13 protein-coding genes and 1 other RNA gene are annotated in these 15,270 nt (G+C 41.6%); 3 read left to right on the top strand and 11 right to left on the bottom strand.

Annotated elements, in window-relative coordinates:
- The first annotated feature begins 224 nt into the window (after window positions 1–224).
- Entirely contained in the window at window positions 225–437 is a 213-nt protein-coding gene (locus tag A33I_RS02525; protein WP_022626890.1) for a hypothetical protein, read from the top strand.
- A gap of 212 nt (window positions 438–649) precedes the next feature.
- On the opposite strand, the gene A33I_RS02520 is transcribed toward A33I_RS02525, so the two are convergent.
- From A33I_RS02520 to A33I_RS02485, 8 genes are all read right to left on the bottom strand, one after another.
- Window positions 650–1,666 carry a thiazole biosynthesis adenylyltransferase ThiF gene (locus tag A33I_RS02520; RefSeq protein WP_022626889.1) on the bottom strand — a complete coding sequence of 339 codons (1,017 nt, stop codon included), beginning with the start codon at window positions 1,664–1,666 and terminating at the stop codon, window positions 650–652.
- 12 nt (window positions 1,667–1,678) lie between these two features.
- Entirely contained in the window at window positions 1,679–2,464 is a 786-nt protein-coding gene (locus A33I_RS02515) for a DUF92 domain-containing protein (RefSeq protein WP_022626888.1), read from the bottom strand.
- Window positions 2,464–3,024, bottom strand: a complete 561-nt coding sequence (locus A33I_RS02510; protein WP_022626887.1) for a 5-formyltetrahydrofolate cyclo-ligase — start codon at window positions 3,022–3,024, stop codon at window positions 2,464–2,466. The genes A33I_RS02515 and A33I_RS02510 overlap by 1 nt, the downstream gene beginning before the upstream one ends.
- A 236-nt stretch (window positions 3,025–3,260) precedes the next feature.
- On the bottom strand, window positions 3,261–3,410 hold the full coding sequence (rpmG, locus tag A33I_RS02505; protein WP_012958201.1) for a 50S ribosomal protein L33: 150 nt from the start codon (window positions 3,408–3,410) through the stop codon (window positions 3,261–3,263).
- Between the two features lie 150 nt (window positions 3,411–3,560).
- Window positions 3,561–4,235 (bottom strand): hypothetical protein, encoded by a 675-nt coding sequence (locus tag A33I_RS02500; RefSeq protein WP_022626886.1) that lies wholly within the window; start codon window positions 4,233–4,235, stop codon window positions 3,561–3,563.
- Window positions 4,168–6,594: a sugar phosphate nucleotidyltransferase gene (locus tag A33I_RS02495; RefSeq protein ID WP_022626885.1), complete on the bottom strand. Its 2,427-nt coding sequence runs from the start codon at window positions 6,592–6,594 to the stop codon at window positions 4,168–4,170. Before A33I_RS02495 ends, A33I_RS02500 begins: the two co-directional genes overlap by 68 nt.
- 16 nt (window positions 6,595–6,610) lie before the next feature.
- The gene (locus A33I_RS02490; protein WP_022626884.1) at window positions 6,611–9,424 is read right to left on the bottom strand and encodes a 1,4-alpha-glucan branching protein domain-containing protein; all 2,814 of its coding nucleotides are present in this window, start codon (window positions 9,422–9,424) and stop codon (window positions 6,611–6,613) included.
- An 11-nt stretch (window positions 9,425–9,435) separates the two neighbouring features.
- A complete protein-coding gene (locus tag A33I_RS02485) occupies window positions 9,436–10,188 on the bottom strand; it encodes a DUF4912 domain-containing protein (RefSeq protein ID WP_022626883.1) in 753 nt (250 codons plus the stop codon).
- A 363-nt stretch (window positions 10,189–10,551) separates the two neighbouring features.
- On the opposite strand from A33I_RS02485, the gene A33I_RS02480 reads away from it, so the two are divergent.
- Together A33I_RS02480 and A33I_RS02475 are read left to right on the top strand one after the other, a co-directional pair.
- Window positions 10,552–10,911: a hypothetical protein gene (locus A33I_RS02480; RefSeq protein ID WP_022626882.1), complete on the top strand. Its 360-nt coding sequence runs from the start codon at window positions 10,552–10,554 to the stop codon at window positions 10,909–10,911.
- A gap of 5 nt (window positions 10,912–10,916) precedes the next feature.
- Window positions 10,917–11,444 (top strand): MltG/YceG/YrrL family protein, encoded by a 528-nt coding sequence (locus A33I_RS02475; protein WP_022626881.1) that lies wholly within the window; start codon window positions 10,917–10,919, stop codon window positions 11,442–11,444.
- 45 nt (window positions 11,445–11,489) lie between these two features.
- Here A33I_RS02475 and A33I_RS02470 read toward each other — a convergent pair whose 3' ends face one another.
- From A33I_RS02470 to A33I_RS02465, 3 genes are all read right to left on the bottom strand, one after another.
- The gene (locus tag A33I_RS02470; protein WP_022626880.1) at window positions 11,490–13,532 is read right to left on the bottom strand and encodes a peptidoglycan D,D-transpeptidase FtsI family protein; all 2,043 of its coding nucleotides are present in this window, start codon (window positions 13,530–13,532) and stop codon (window positions 11,490–11,492) included.
- Window positions 13,533–13,653: 121 nt separating this feature from the next.
- Window positions 13,654–13,834: non-coding RNA, 6S RNA (gene ssrS, locus A33I_RS20105), on the bottom strand.
- Between the two features lie 90 nt (window positions 13,835–13,924).
- Window positions 13,925–15,220 carry an MFS transporter gene (locus A33I_RS02465; protein ID WP_022626879.1) on the bottom strand — a complete coding sequence of 432 codons (1,296 nt, stop codon included), beginning with the start codon at window positions 15,218–15,220 and terminating at the stop codon, window positions 13,925–13,927.
- Window positions 15,221–15,270 lie beyond the last annotated feature (50 nt).

Here is a 15,270-nt window from a genome sequence, read left to right as displayed (position 1 = left end):
TACGCAGTTAAGTGTTCAATAAACATATCGTAGACCAAACCACAACACCCGTCAACAACTTTTTTGAAATAGTATATGGGAAAAGTGGAAGGGTTCGTTTAGATATGAGATGGGTGGAGCTTTGACATTAAGAAGCGCTTTTTGCTTCGTATGGCAAAGTGAAGCCGACGATTATCTGAACCCTGAAGCTAGACAATAAGAAAAGTGGAGGCGACTGGGCTGGCATGCGGAAATATGAGGGGCAGCGATATGAAGACGCTTTTTGTCTTCATTCGATGCACCGTTATTTCCCGCAGGACAAGGAGCCGGAGCTAGACAATAGAAAAGCTGAAGGGCATGTTCTGGCATTCGAAACCTTATGGGAAATGAGCACGTGTAACGTGGTTACTAATCGAATTGCGCTTATTAGAGGACTTATTGCGTTTGTTCAAAAATGAATTGCGCGGGTCCCCGCTGTAATTGCTCCTGTGTGACCACTTATTGCGTTAGTTCAGCGTGTAATTGCGTTCAGATACTTGTAGTATGTCTCTACTTTTACAATTATTGCGCCTATTGGAGAGTGTACCTTGTAACGCTGCCCTCTGTTTGTCACTCCTCAATTAAACTCAAAAAAGACGGAGGCATGACCACCTCCGTCTGTTCTCGTATTTTAATCGCCTATATATTTGCTGTATAAGCTTTTTGCCCGGGCTATATCTTCTGTTCCTTGAATTAACACACGGCCATCTGGGAAGAGCACGAACTTTTCCCCTTCGGTTAACTGGACACGTAGAAGAAACGGCGTCTTCTTCACTTCTGCCACTCGTTTGAGCCTCTCTGACCACTCATTTAAATCTATTTTATGCTCGCGCTGAATTTGAACCGTTTCACGTCCGCATAAGGTTGTAATATGATCTCCACTTGCATGCAAGGCCGGATACTCTTTTTTCTGACATGTTGGACAACCCTCTTTTGCTTTGGTCATCTTCATATCATATTGATGGTTGCCCCAAAGATCAAAGGTACGTAACGTGTTACGTAATGCCTTTTTATCACCAACTAAATATTTCATCGCTTCTACCACCTGATAAGAAGCTACGATGTCAACAACTGGGCTGATCACGCCAATCGTATCACATGTCTGGCCTTGTGTTTCTCCGTGGTCAATAAAGCATCGAAGACATGGTGTTTCACCCGGAATAAATAGAGCCGACATGCCGCGCGCACTTACAGCACCACCATAAGCAAAGGGAATTCCTTTTTTAAAGCATGCATCATTTAATAAGAAGCGCGTTTTAAAATTATCTGTACCATCTAATACAAGATCTACCCCGTCCATTAATGAGTCGATATTATCAATCGATGCATCACAGACAATCGCATCAACTTCTACATCAGAATTAATTCGTTTTAGTTTTTCTTTGGCTGCAATGGCTTTTGGAAGATGCTTCGCTACATCTTCTTCATCAAAAAGCATTTGTCTTTGCAGGTTGCTTTGTTCAACATAATCACGATCTACAATTCTAACCATGCCGACACCTGCACGAACAAGATGGTTACTAAGAACCGTCCCTAATGCACCGACACCAATCACCAGCACTTTTTGTTCACTTAATTTCTTCTGACCGCTTTCACCGATCGGCTGAAACAACATCTGTCTAGAATAACGTTCATAGGTGTTTTCCATTTCCTTTCCTCCTTACAACAAAAGCCAGGCTACTCCTATACCTAAAAGGGCGCCTGAAGCTGTACATGCTATATTTACAACATCATTATTAAGCCATCTAAGCCCTGACATATACTCTGTTTGACTCCCGCAATGCTCAGTGGCTTCTGTCTCAATGCCGCATTCCCTGCATTTATACAGAACTTGAAAAGATGCACCAACTAATGTATCTATAATATTTCCTAAAAAGCCTACAACCGTTAATGCAATTAATAGGACATGACTGTTATGGTATGCACTCCACCATCCTAAGATAGCAAATACAGATATGAGAAAGCTACCAGCAAAGGCAGCAGCTGATCCTAAAGCTGTTATCGCACCTGATGTACCAGGTTCTACCCGCTTCCAGGTGAGAATATGCAAAGGGCGCTGCCTGCTTAATGTTCCAATCTCAGAAGCCCACGTATCTGCATTGGCTGCAGCAAGACTTGAGACAAAAGCAAAAATCCAGATGGGTGAAGGGTTGAATCCATAAAAAAGCGCCATTAAGGCAGCTACTCCCCCGTTCGCCGCAACTTGCCACGCATCTCGTCTATCCCCTTTTTCAGTAACATCACTCGCCTTTCTCCCTTTCCACAATGAGCTCCACATACTAGAAGTAATAAAGAAAATAGCAAGCACCATCAGTCCATAAAATCCTAGTCCAAATGCAATGCACCACCCAACCACTACAGCTGCCACAGCCCCTGATACTGTTAATTTTTTAAGATAGTAAGCTGCAGCTGCCAGTAGAACGACGCCGATATATAACCCTGCCATTACAGCAATACTCCATAAGGTGCGAGCAGGTGGTCCACTTTTTGGTCATGAGCTTCTGTTGGCAATTTATCAACAAGCTGACAAGAATATGCGAGTGCAGCTGTCACCCCGTCGTAGCTTTTTAAATATGTATCATAGTAGCCGCCGCCATAACCAATACGGTATCCAGCCTTATCAAAACCTAACCCAGGAACGATCATAAGATCAATTTGGCTTGAATCTACTTTATGACATTGATCTGGCTTAGGTTCAGATAAGCCAAAAAAAGTAGGTTCTAATTCTTTGAATGAAGTGATGCTGTAGAAAGTCATCTTTCTTTTCCCTTTAATTACTTTTGGTACAGCTATATGTTTGCCCGCGTCCCAAGCTGCTTCAATTAATGGAGTTGTATCTACTTCTTTGCCTTTAGGAATAAAGAGACCAATTAATTCAGCCTTCTGATAGTAGCTCTGTCTTTTCATAAGATCGCAAAGATTGTTTGATTCTTCTTTTGCTGTTGAATCTGAGAGCTCTTCCATGTTTCGTTTAAACAATTGCCTATAATCAGCTTTTGATTTCATGTCACCCTCACTCCCCATATCGTCAAAACCATACGCAATACTTTCATGTATTTTTTTTATAAAGTTACTCTATCTACGAATAAATTCTACCCTATGTTTCATTTTAAATAAATTTTATGTATAAAAATAGATGGGATGTTTAAAAACAGGCCTTCGCATCTAAGCGAAAGCCTATCTGTTTCTTTATTTAAACAAAAGATGCAACAAAAAAATAAGCAGTGGAAGAATCCAGCTGCTTATTTTGTCTCACGGTGAAGAGTGTGACGCTTTAATCGTGGGCTGTATTTTTTAAGTTCAATACGCTCAGGATTTTCGCGTTTGTTTTTTGTTGTAATGTAGTTACGATCGCCTGTCTCAGTGCAAGCAAGAGTGACTTGTACACGCATCCGTTATCCCTCCAAACTTAGCTATAGCTTACTTCATACTTGAATATGATAGCAAATCTACCGAGAGGGATCAAGTGTTTTTTCTTTACAGCGGAAATTCTTCTCTTTTATTTAGTTTTATTTTTGAAGAAATTCATTTTTTCACGAAAATCATTGAAAAAACTCATTAATGAATGTCTCACTGCCCACCATTGATCGGCTGACATCCATCCATTGATCCACCCGCGTTTCTTCATGACTGCTTAAATTCAACTTTACAGCCATCACACTCTCATGCGATTCGGCACACAATGGCCTGACTATTGTATGTCCATTGTCCTCTTGCCACACTGAATCGATTCCGCCAACAGCATATTCAACTGCACTTGCTTTCACCCCTTTAACAAACGTAGTCGTATAGTGAGGATGGCTGTAGTGAACCAATGCTTTTGATTCAGGAGCATAAAAGCTCATTGCTCGCTTTGTATTTCCGAGAAAAGGTTTCTGATGCAGAACTAATACAATTTGCTGGCTGTTTGCTTCTTCATTTCGGATAAATACCTGTCTATGATAGGCGCATCGATTTGTAATGTCACGTTCAATGATCGTTAGATGGAGGTGCAGTTTAGGGTGATACGCAGTAAGTAATTTAATCCCTCCTGCCCTTCGATACAGCGGCGCGAATCTCCACACGTCTTCTCTCAGCCAGCTCGCCCGCCCCTCTTTCCAAATGCCAATCTCAGAACGGAGGTTGTTGTTAGGCTGATTTAGCGAATGATTATGATGTGTGAACGGCTGTGTTGCGTGCGAGAAGCTCATGGATTTGTTCAATGTAGTAATTTGCATGAACTCTTGCCACCTCTGGTTCATCGGCTTGCGCGTAGATCGTAAAGATTGGTTCGTTCTGGTCTGGAACAATGTAAGTCCAACCTCCTTCTGGATGTCTAACTTTCATCCCTTCGATTAACTCTACTTCTTCTTCCTTAAGTGCTTCCATCAATGCACGCATAACCATTCCCTTTTGCTCTGTCTGGCACGGGACTTCTTGTTTAAACATTGATTCAACAGGCAGGGAAGATAAGTATTGCTGCAGGTCCTCATCTCTTGTGCTTAGTGTCTGAATTAAATGGACGGCTGCATAGGCTGCATCAAAGCAATATAACTGTACGTTCTCTTCTGCGATCATCATCTCTCGTGCTGAGGCTTTTGTTCTAACCACTTCTTTTTGAAAACTTCTAATATACTCTTCTAAAGATGCACCTGCATATAATGGCAGAGCTACACGCCCTTTTTTACTGTAGTGGAGATGCATATCGACAAACATAGCTAGTTTCTCTTCATCTGTTACGATATGACCTTCTCTTGTCAGAACCGTTAAAAATTCCCCCGTTTCTCCTAGAACAAAGCCAATTTCACAGTCTGAAAGGGTCATTCCTACTGAGATGTCTCCCATATTTATATCACCAATCGAGGTTTCAACAACACATCCAATTGATTGTAATACGTGAGAGAACTGTTGTATTGTTACTTGCTCTGTGCCGTGGACAAATACCCTCCATCCTTGACTCTCAATTAACACAGAGTCGATCCCGTCCTTTAATGTATCTGTATACTCTTTTACTAAACTTGATTGAACTTCGTATTCTCCAACGCGGTCAAAAGCAACACGGCGGTAAGAGTTAAATGTAACAATCTTATCAATTTCTTTTTGCACAGATGTAGCTATCGGCAATCCTTCTTGATCAAATAATTCAATGACAATGCGATTGCCTTCACTTACTCTAAGGTGTGCGCCCCCTTGAAAATGATGAGCTGAAATGATCTTTCGAAAGCTTGGAACAGCAGCTTCTTCTAAATCTGTCACATTCACTCCCGTTGCTTGGACGCCTTGAGCAAGAGATAGCTTTAAAAGCCGGGTAAAAGATTGATCATCTCCTGCGATTAAAAAAGTGCTCCCAACAGGCATTGCACTTGCAAATCCTGCACCGAGACGGCTCACGTGTTCAGGGGTCATTTCGACATTAGCAATACCGCTTGCACGGTGTGATTTTAGGACAGGAACCGTTGCATCCTGATCGTTCCAAATAACAGATTGAGAAATCACTGATCCTGCCTGAATGCGTTTATGAGGCCAAATTTTCATTCCAGGCTGTATGCACACTTCATCTTCAATCTGACAATTAGAACCTAGCACCGCTTGTTCATAAATGGTAGATTTAGATCCCAACTGGACTCCGCCGCAAATTGTCACCCCGCGCAGCTCTGCTTGCTCCCCGACATATACCCCGTCCCATAAGACAGAGCGCTTAATCGTCGCATCTTCAGAAACAATGGAGTCTTTTCCAACAATGGAAAATGCACCAAGCTTAGCATTTGATCGAACCGTAGAATGAGGTCCCACAAATACAGGTGCTTCCAATTTGACCCCTTCTTCAATCGTTACATGCTCATTCATCCAGATTCCCGGCTCAACTTCAATGCCGCTGATTTCTGCTTTAACATCCCGGTTAAGAAGATCCATATGAGCTTGACGGTATTGTTCGAGATTTCCGATATCTGACCAATACCCCTCAGCTGCATAACCATAGATTCCTGCACGATCTTCTAGAATTCTAGGAAATACATCTTTACTAAAGTCTACAGGTTTATCAGATTCAATATAGTTAAAGATACTAGGGTCCATCACATAGATCCCTGTATTAACCGTATCACTGAACACTTCGCTTACACTCGGCTTTTCAAGGAAACGGATAATTTCATCCTGTTGATTTGTCATAATGACACCGAACTCTAGAGGACAAGGCACTTGCTTCATGAAGATAGAAACGAGAGCATCTTTTTCTTTATGAAAGTTTATGCCAGCTTCAAGGTCAAAGTCAGTTAGCGCATCTCCTGACACAACCACAAAGGGCTCATCAAGAAATGCTTCGGCCTGCTTTACACTGCCTGCTGTTCCTAGCGGTTCTGTTTCTTCAAAGTACGTTAAGTGAACACCAAATTCTTGACCGTCGCCGAAATAGTCTCGAATCTCGTCTGGCAAATAGTGCACGGTCACAGCAATATCTGTTATTCCATGTTGCTTTAAAAGCTCAATGCTGTACTGCATAACCGGTTTCTGTAAAAGTGGAACCATTGGTTTTGGTAATTGACATGTTAGTGGACGTAATCTCGTTCCCTTTCCTCCTGCCATAATGACACCTTTCACTTAACTCCGCCTCCTTTTAATTGGCCACTACAAACGTACTGGCTAAACACATTTCAAATTCTCTCTCTGTTTGTTTGGCAATCGCGCCCCAATCAAATTTTGTTTTCACATCTCGCAGTCCTTGAGTAGCGATTCCTTCTCTTAAAATCGGGTGATTATATAAATACATGACTTGAGCCGCTAAGCTGTCTTTGTCTCCAGGAATCATCTTCAAGCCGTTTTCTCCATGCTGAACAATGGAAGATAAGCCCCCTACATCGGAAACAATGGTCGGCTTTCCTGCGGCCATTCCTTCTAATGCCACAATGCCAAACGGTTCGTAAAGACTTGGAAAAATAGCGGCATCAGCTTTTGTAAACCAGTCATTTCTTTCTTCATCTGTGATGAACCCTAGAAATACAACGTGGTGATCTAATTGACGCCTTTGAACCTGTTCTTGAAATTCTCTTAGCATGGGACCTTTCCCCGCTAATACAAAGCGGATCGGAGCTCCTTTATGCTTCAAGTCTTCAGCTGCATCAATAATCGTCTGAAATCCTTTTTCTTTTACCATTCGTCCTACTGAAAAAACGGTAAACATATCATTTGACTCTAGTTCCACCGTTGAATCTCGCAATGATCTGACTAGATCAAGATCCACCCCGTTAGGAATCACGCTTAATTTTTCTTCTGGAAGCGAGAAGATCGTCATCAGTTCTTCTTTCATATAGTCGCTGCATACGACTACTCGGTCTGCTTCATACGTAAGCTCCCATTCTTTTTGGTTAATTTCATACTGAAGCTCGGTATGAATGCCGTTATTTCGTCCATGTTCGGTTGCATGGATGGTTGCGAGTAATGGAACACCGAGTGATGCTTTTAACGCTTTGGCGGCCACTCCTACTAGCCAATCATGAGCATGAATCACATCAAATTTCTCTGTACGGCTGAGCTTTTCAGCATACAATGTCATCGCTACATTTAAGCTTCCAACCCAATCAAAGAAAGAATCTGCTTCAGGCTGCAATCCATTTAAGCGATGCACATGGACTCCTTGATTGACTTCATACTGCGGGTAGCCGTTTACAGAAGACGTTAGGACATGAACCGTGTGTCCGTCCTGCACCAATGCACGAGAAAGATCAAATACATGTCTTGATAGACCGCCTACCATCATTGGCGGGAATTCCCAGCTCAACATTAAAATCGTACGGCCTTTCTTATTTTCCTCACTCGCTGTGCCTTCTTGTGACTTTGTCTGAACATAAGAATCATGAGGAGAAAGAAATACATTCTCGTCTATTGAAGAAAGAAATGGGAATGCGCTTTCTTGCTTTTCCACCGAAGCATCCGTTAATTGTTTAGTGAACATTTGATTCTTTAATCGGTCAAACCGATCAACATGTAAATGAAATCTTTCTTTCGCGTAATCTACTGCACTATCTCCATCAACAATAAAAGCCCAATCACTGCTTACAGCAAGCATCCACTCTCGAATCATCTGCTTAATCACTCGTTTTTCAAGCTCAGTCGGCTGACTGTGGAGAGCGACAATAGCTGCTAGATCTTGCTCTATTCGGTGCAGATGTTTGTACATATAATCATTTTTAGGGTTCAGCCAGACGTCCCCATATCCATCTCGGCCCCAGGTGGCATACGAGATATGGTTCGTTTCCAAGTCTTGAAAGTGACGGTCGAGATACGTTTCTGGACTAATAAACGTCGTCTCTTCATTCGCTCCCATCAATACTTGTCCAATCCATTCCGTACCTTCAAACCACCAATGTCCAAATAACTCCGCATCAAAAGGAGCGACCATTACATACGGAGGATAGGCTTGATCCGCGTGTTGTTTTCTAAACTGATTAATAGAGCTTAGATAGTGGTTTGCGTGAGTGTTAATCTTTGCTTCGGCCCACTCTCTGTTGTAAGCATCCTTATGTTCGGTTTCACCTGTTACTCGGTAGTATTTAAGCCCTGTATCGACACGTATGCCGTCTTCATGTACATAGTCTTCGATGTAGTCCCAATCTCTTTCATAACCTATATCACGATAAAACTCACGATAGTCTGGGTCACCCGGATATCCTAGTGTAGAGCTCCACACTTTACTAGAAAGCTCTGTATGTCTTGGGAATAAAACTAATCCATGCGGCGAATAGACTGGTGCACCAGAGCCTTTTTCAGGCTTTGGATCAGCACTTAAAATGGTATGTTCATCGACAAATGTGTAGCGAATTCCTTCTTCCATCAGCACCCGGTCAATTCCAGGGGCATATGCGCACTCAGGGAGCCAAAAGCCACGAGGATTAAAACCAAAATGACGACTAAACGCCTGAACCCCTTCCCTTATTTGGGAACGAAGTGCAGCTTCCGTTTTTACATAAGGAAGAAAAGCATGGGTAGCAGCGGACGTCATTAATGTGATGAATCCTTTTTCATATAAATGTTTGTATGCTTTCAACACATTTTTATCCCATTTCAGAAAAGTTTCTCGAATCTTCTGATATCTCTTTTTATAAAATGGAATGATCGACTTAAAGGACGGGTTAAGCGATGAATGATCTTCTATATACGTTGCTTCTTTACGAAGTAACTCCTCCGTTTTTAATAAATAGTGTAAGTACCTCTCTTGCATGAGCGGATCTGCGAGCATCTCCATAAGTGGGGGTGTAAAGGAAATTGTCAGCCCATCTTTTACTTCGGCGGACTCAATCGACCAAAGTAAGGGGATGTATGTTTCAGTCATCGCCTCAAATAACCATCTCTCTTCTAAACGATTTTCTTCCTCATGTCTTACGTATGGTAAATGGGCATGTAAAACAAATGAAAAGTAACCATTATTCAACACAACTCTCCTCCTTATTTTGTCGATTCATAATACGAATACGTACTAAAATGCTCTAACCACTCAGGTTCCTGGGACTGCCCCGTTTGCCACTTATGAACAGCGTCAACATACTGTCCTTCCATGCCTTCTTTTACTCTAGGGGTATCTATTGGATTAGAGCGCAGTATACTGAAAAAAGTGCCTGCTTTTGTTTTAATTCCGAGATCAACAATAAAAGTCCTATTTTCAGTGAGACCATGGAAATACCAGTTGTTTGTCATTTCCGGCAGATCATAATCGATAAAACGATGAGCATTATGACCATTAAAAAGTAAAGCTGTAACATCATAGAGTCTTATTGCCTTTTTTAATTCATGCCACGGGGCTCTAAATTGATGTTCAATCATACGCCTAGTCGACTCACGTGTTTCCCAATACACATATAAACTATTAGGAGTTCTAGGCATCAGCATGACTTCATCGCGTTCATACGCCGCTGGTAATGGATGAACCGGCACATCTTTTATCACTTCAACAGGCTTTTCGGCTTCAGCCTTTGCGGTTTCAATCTTTTTGACTTCTTCCACTTCGATTGCTTTTTCATTAATCTCTGTTAACAATGCTGCGTCATCCATCTGATTAGTATCCTCTGAACCTTCCTGTTGAAGTTCTTCTTGATATTTCTTGAAGCAATACTGTACTTTTCCTACCGTTGTTTCAAGCTCCTTTGCAATCTTGCGAAATGAGAAGCCTTTCTCTCTTAAAGCTAAAATTTCTTGTATCACTAAAACACCTCCAATGATGTAGAAAAATAGTATGCATCACCCTTCATACGTTGCATATCTTGTTATATTAATCATACCGAGCGTGACATTACGGGACAAGCAGGGGTAATTTGTCTGATTTTGTCATGAGCCTGCCCCGCCTATCGTATCGATCCACAAAAAAATTTTTCGCCTTATTTCGCTAGCTGACTTTGTCGATAATTTTTGTCGAGATTTGAGAGGTGAGCGCATAAAACCTGAAATGTAAACGCTTCTTTCATAAATTGTCGATTAAGTAGGACGAAAACCACTTTTTCCTAAGAGCAACCTATGTGTATAATAGAGTAGAATGATAGATTAGTTTATAGAGGGAAGGGTTGTAAGATGATCGAGTGGACAATTATGATTCTCTTAGTAATCGCCATCCTCCTTTTTGTGTTATCTTTCTTTCGAAAAGACAAGGCAACAGAAGTGGAACGGCAGATGGAGAACTTTTCGATTACGCTCATGCAAGAGATTTACCAATTAAAGAAAAAGATCCGCATCCTTGAGGAAGAACTTCTAGTGAACGGACAAGATGTTCCTAAAGCACGTTCAACCTCCGCTCAAAAATTGCAAGCTGAAGTAGAATCATTACGCGATAAAGGCTTCACACTTGAAATCATTGCAGAAAAAACTGGTTTAACACCTCTTGAAGTAGAACGATTAGTAGCTTCTAGAGAACAACCAGCAGTAAGGGGGTAATATATATGTCTCCTCATGCATTACGCGGCATGGCAGGTGGAATTGCTCTTTGTGCAGGTGTTATTTGGGTTACATATGCACTCTCACCAGAAGCAACTGCAGAGCCTGTCACAATCGTTGAACAAGAAGAGCTTGAGATCTCAGAAATGATGACAGCCTTACAAGATGCAGGATATTATGTTTCAGCAGAAGCTCCTCCAGAGGAACCTGTTGTAGAGGACCCACAAACGGAAGAAATGGACCCTCCAACCGAAGAAGACTCAGCAGCTGAAGAAGAGGCATTGATTGACGAAGACTTGCCGGAATCGGTCACTGTAGAAACTGTCAATGTCTATTCTATGACTTTATCCATTACATCTGGGACTAGTTCTCATGATGTAGCTAATCAATTAGAACAAGCAAAAATTATTGACAGCGCCAGTGATTTTTTACGTTATCTGGAGCGCAATAACTTAGCTGAAAAAGTTCGCGCTGGTGATTTTGAAGTCAACAGTGCAATGAGTTATCAAGACATTGCAAACCGCATTACATAAAAAAGCTTGCTACGAAATGACGTAGCAAGCTTTTTTTACATTGTATTAATCTTCTACTTCTTCAAGAATCGGCACATCTGCTATAGTCGGACCATTACGTTCTTCTTTTAAATCAAAGTATTCATCGAGCATTTTCTTTCCAATTGATTGAGCAAAGTTTGCACTATTATCCCTCACAGTGTAAGGAACAATAATCGCAAAGGCGACCTCTGGATTATCATAAGGCGCATACCCGACAAGTATTTGGTTATTTCCGTCAATCCCCTGTACTCTCACCTGTGCTGTTCCCGTTTTCCCTGCAGGATTATACGAAGCACTTCTGAACATGCCTGCACCAGTTCCTTGTGATCCGTTCATTACTGCATAAAACCCTTGCTGAACACGATTTAAATCGGCATCCGACACGTCAACACGATTTAGAATCTGCGGTTCAAATTTATGCAGGATCGCTCCTGGTTCATCCGGTGATAAGCTTGGCTCCCGGATTTCTGATACAAGTCGAGGTTTAACACGGTATCCATCGTTTGCAATCGTTGCGACATATTGGACAAGCTGCAGCGGTGTATACGTGTCATACTGGCCGATCATTAAATCGAGAAGGTTACCAGGCTGCGTACGTCTGCCTTGGTACCCCAAGGCACTTCCTGGCAGATCAATTCCTGTCTCAGCACCAAGTCCAAACTGGCTGAAAATATAGCGGGTTTCATCATATGCTTCTGCTACTCTTTGTGTGTCAAAGCTTCTGCTGCTGCCATAATTATAGCCCATCATCCTCATTGCAATTTCAAACATATATACGTTAGAAGAACGTTCTAATGCCTTAATATCATTTACATATCCCATATCTGTATATGAACGCTTGAGCGGTGTTCCTGGTAAATCAATTGGCCGGTCTAGTAACGTTTGACCATGGCTGATGACACCTGTTTGGTAACCGGCCAAGACAGAGGCACCTTTTACTGACGACCCCATTTCAAATGCTTTTGTCACATTACCAATCTGGTCGTTCGGCTCACCATTACTGTAGCCGGACATCGCTAAAATGTCGCCCGTTTTTGGATCCATCATCACGGCATAGGCTGTCCGCTGACTGATGAATGATCCGCCCTTGCTGTTAATTTCTTGTGAAATAATATTATCAAGCTTTTGTTGCATTTCCATATCAAGTGTCAACACAAGGTCATTGCCGCGCTGTCCCGGCTTTTCATTAACTGAACGCTCAATTTCACCACCAGTGGACGTCGTAATACTTTCTACCACAGCCTTTTGACCGCGAAGAACATCTTCATATTCTAACTCTAAATAACTCGTCCCAACGATGTCAGAGCGGTCATAACCTCGTGATAAATAATAGTCTAACTTCTCACGAGGTATAGAACCCGTTGAGCCAAAAATCGTTCTAAACGCCTCACCAAAAACGTAATTACGACGAGAGTCTCGCAGAATATCTACCCCCGGAAGCTGATCGAGGTTTTCGCTGATTATATTTGCCTCTTCCTCGGTAATACCTCGCTTAATACGTTGAGGTGTATTCGCATATCCTCGTGACATCTCACGAAAGATCGCCATCACTCTCTCGTCTTCCGTGGTTAACTCAGCTAAATGGTCCTCTGTAATACGTTCGAGTTCGAGCTGATATTCTTCAGTCGGTCCATCAAGTGCTGCTCTCTCTTCTTTCGTTACGAGTTCATAACGTCTGTCACTATTTATTAGAAGCCAAAAGTCCATACGGTCACGCTCCGTAATCCGGCTCGTATCTACTTCAATTAATTTTTCAAGATCACGCGCCACTTCTAAGATCGTCTCTGATGAGGTCTGTCTCGAAGGGTTTGTATATGTAACGGATAATTCAAGCTGATTTTCTACAACCGGCGTACCATAGCGGTCTAACATAAGCCCGCGAGGAGCATCAATTCTTGCTGTTGTGTTACTCGTACGATCTAATACTCTTTCAAAATCTTCACCTTGGACGATTTGAACCATCCCTAACCGTAATATTAATGCTGAAAAAAGAATAAATACCGCAAAGAATAACATATTCAGCCTTGCTGGCACATGTCCTTTTTTCCTTGGTTTATTTTTCCCCATCCGCAAATCCCCTCATTAATCTATATAGTAACATCACAAAAATTGTAAAATAATTATAGCATAATTATCTGTATACATGACAATAGACACCTAAAGCAAGGTGTCTAAATTCATTCTAAAGTATATACCCGCGAATGCCGTTGCTTCAGTTGTTTCATGAACCTACTCAAGTAGGTGGGTGTTCGCAGAACTAATTTCAGCGTCCAGCATATACTGGCTTGCTGGCATTAGCTCGATATAGAACTCCCTTTTAAAACGCAAGGTTCGAAACAAGAAGAAGCTCACTAACACGGCAGGCAAAGCTGTTTAATTTGTAAATTTATTATAGCACATCTCTACTTATTGTCAAAGGAATTCACTGCCACTATAGAAGCTTTCACAAATTAGCAACATTATACGCTCGTTCCTCCCGTACTCCCCCCGTCGCCATTTTTCTGCCTTGCAAAACTGTAGCTTTCTCCCCCTCCAGGCTTTGAAAAGCGGACATGTCTTACAAAGAAATAAATGATAAAGTGACCGATCCCAAGAATTGCTAGTACAACAGGAATACTTTTCTCTTCAGGGAATAATAGAATGGCACCTATAAACGTTAACACAGATACAATACGGCCGCTATTTAAAAACACTTCCCTGACGACAATATACTCGATCCTCATCTCGGCAGCCTTCCACCCTTTACCGATTACATCATAAGTAAGCGAAATATATGGTACTAATAACATTGGGTACGCAATAGAAATGACAATTCCATACATGATTAATTTCGCAAAGGATAAATCAAAGACAATCAGGTAAATCGCAGCATAGAGAATGGCTCCGCCAATTAAAATGGACTTCTTCCGAAAACTCGGCTTCATCAACCTGGTCACTGTATAATAGGCTATAAATTGAACAGCAGAAGCAACAAGCCCATACGTACCGATTGCCAACTCACTGCCTGTTGCAATATATACCCAAACAACAATCACAAAGATAAAAGTCCCTTCTCTAAGCCCTTGAAAAAAGTGAGCATGGAGGATATGACGCCAATTTGCATTATTTTTTCGTTCCGCTAAAATTTGTCTAAAAAAGAATTTGCCCTCTGCAGCTCTTCTCTTTAAAAGAAAACTCATTAAAACAGCTACGACAAAAAGAGTTAGTGATATTCCAAATATGACGGAATACCCTGTAAACTGCTCCATCCTTGTAATAATATATCCTGAAACAATCGGTCCAATCATGCCTGCAAAGGACGTAAGCAAGCCTAAAAATCCATTAAAGAAATCACGCGTTTCCGGTTCAGTGATCTCAAATGTGAGTACATTAAAGGCAAGCCAGTAAAATCCAAACCCTATACCGAGCAGCGCACCTAATATCACTAAATAATGATTCGCAACATCACCTAATAAAAGCACTGTCATATAAAATCCAGCTAGGAAAATGACCCCTAACCTTAGCACAATCACACGGTCAATTTTCTTGGCCCACCTTCCGGCTAATATAAATGTTAATGGCTGAAAGATAACAGCCGTTAAATTATATAAGGCTAAATCAATAAACTCCCCTGACTGCTTCCACAAATAAACGTTAACAAACGTATTAGAAAGCGCAATGCTTAGGGCATATAATCCCCCAATCGTTAGGAGAAGCACTAATTCTCTCGTTACCTCTACATCTCCAAGCAATTTTTGAATAACAGACTTCTTCACCGACTCCACCACCCTTACTCAGTAGTGTGTCTTAACAAAAACCCGTTATA

The organism is Alkalihalophilus marmarensis DSM 21297 (genome assembly GCF_000474275.2).
In the GTDB taxonomy this organism is placed as follows: domain Bacteria; phylum Bacillota; class Bacilli; order Bacillales; family Bacillaceae_D; genus Alkalihalophilus; species Alkalihalophilus marmarensis.
This window is presented reverse-complemented; position numbering and strand designations above follow the sequence as displayed.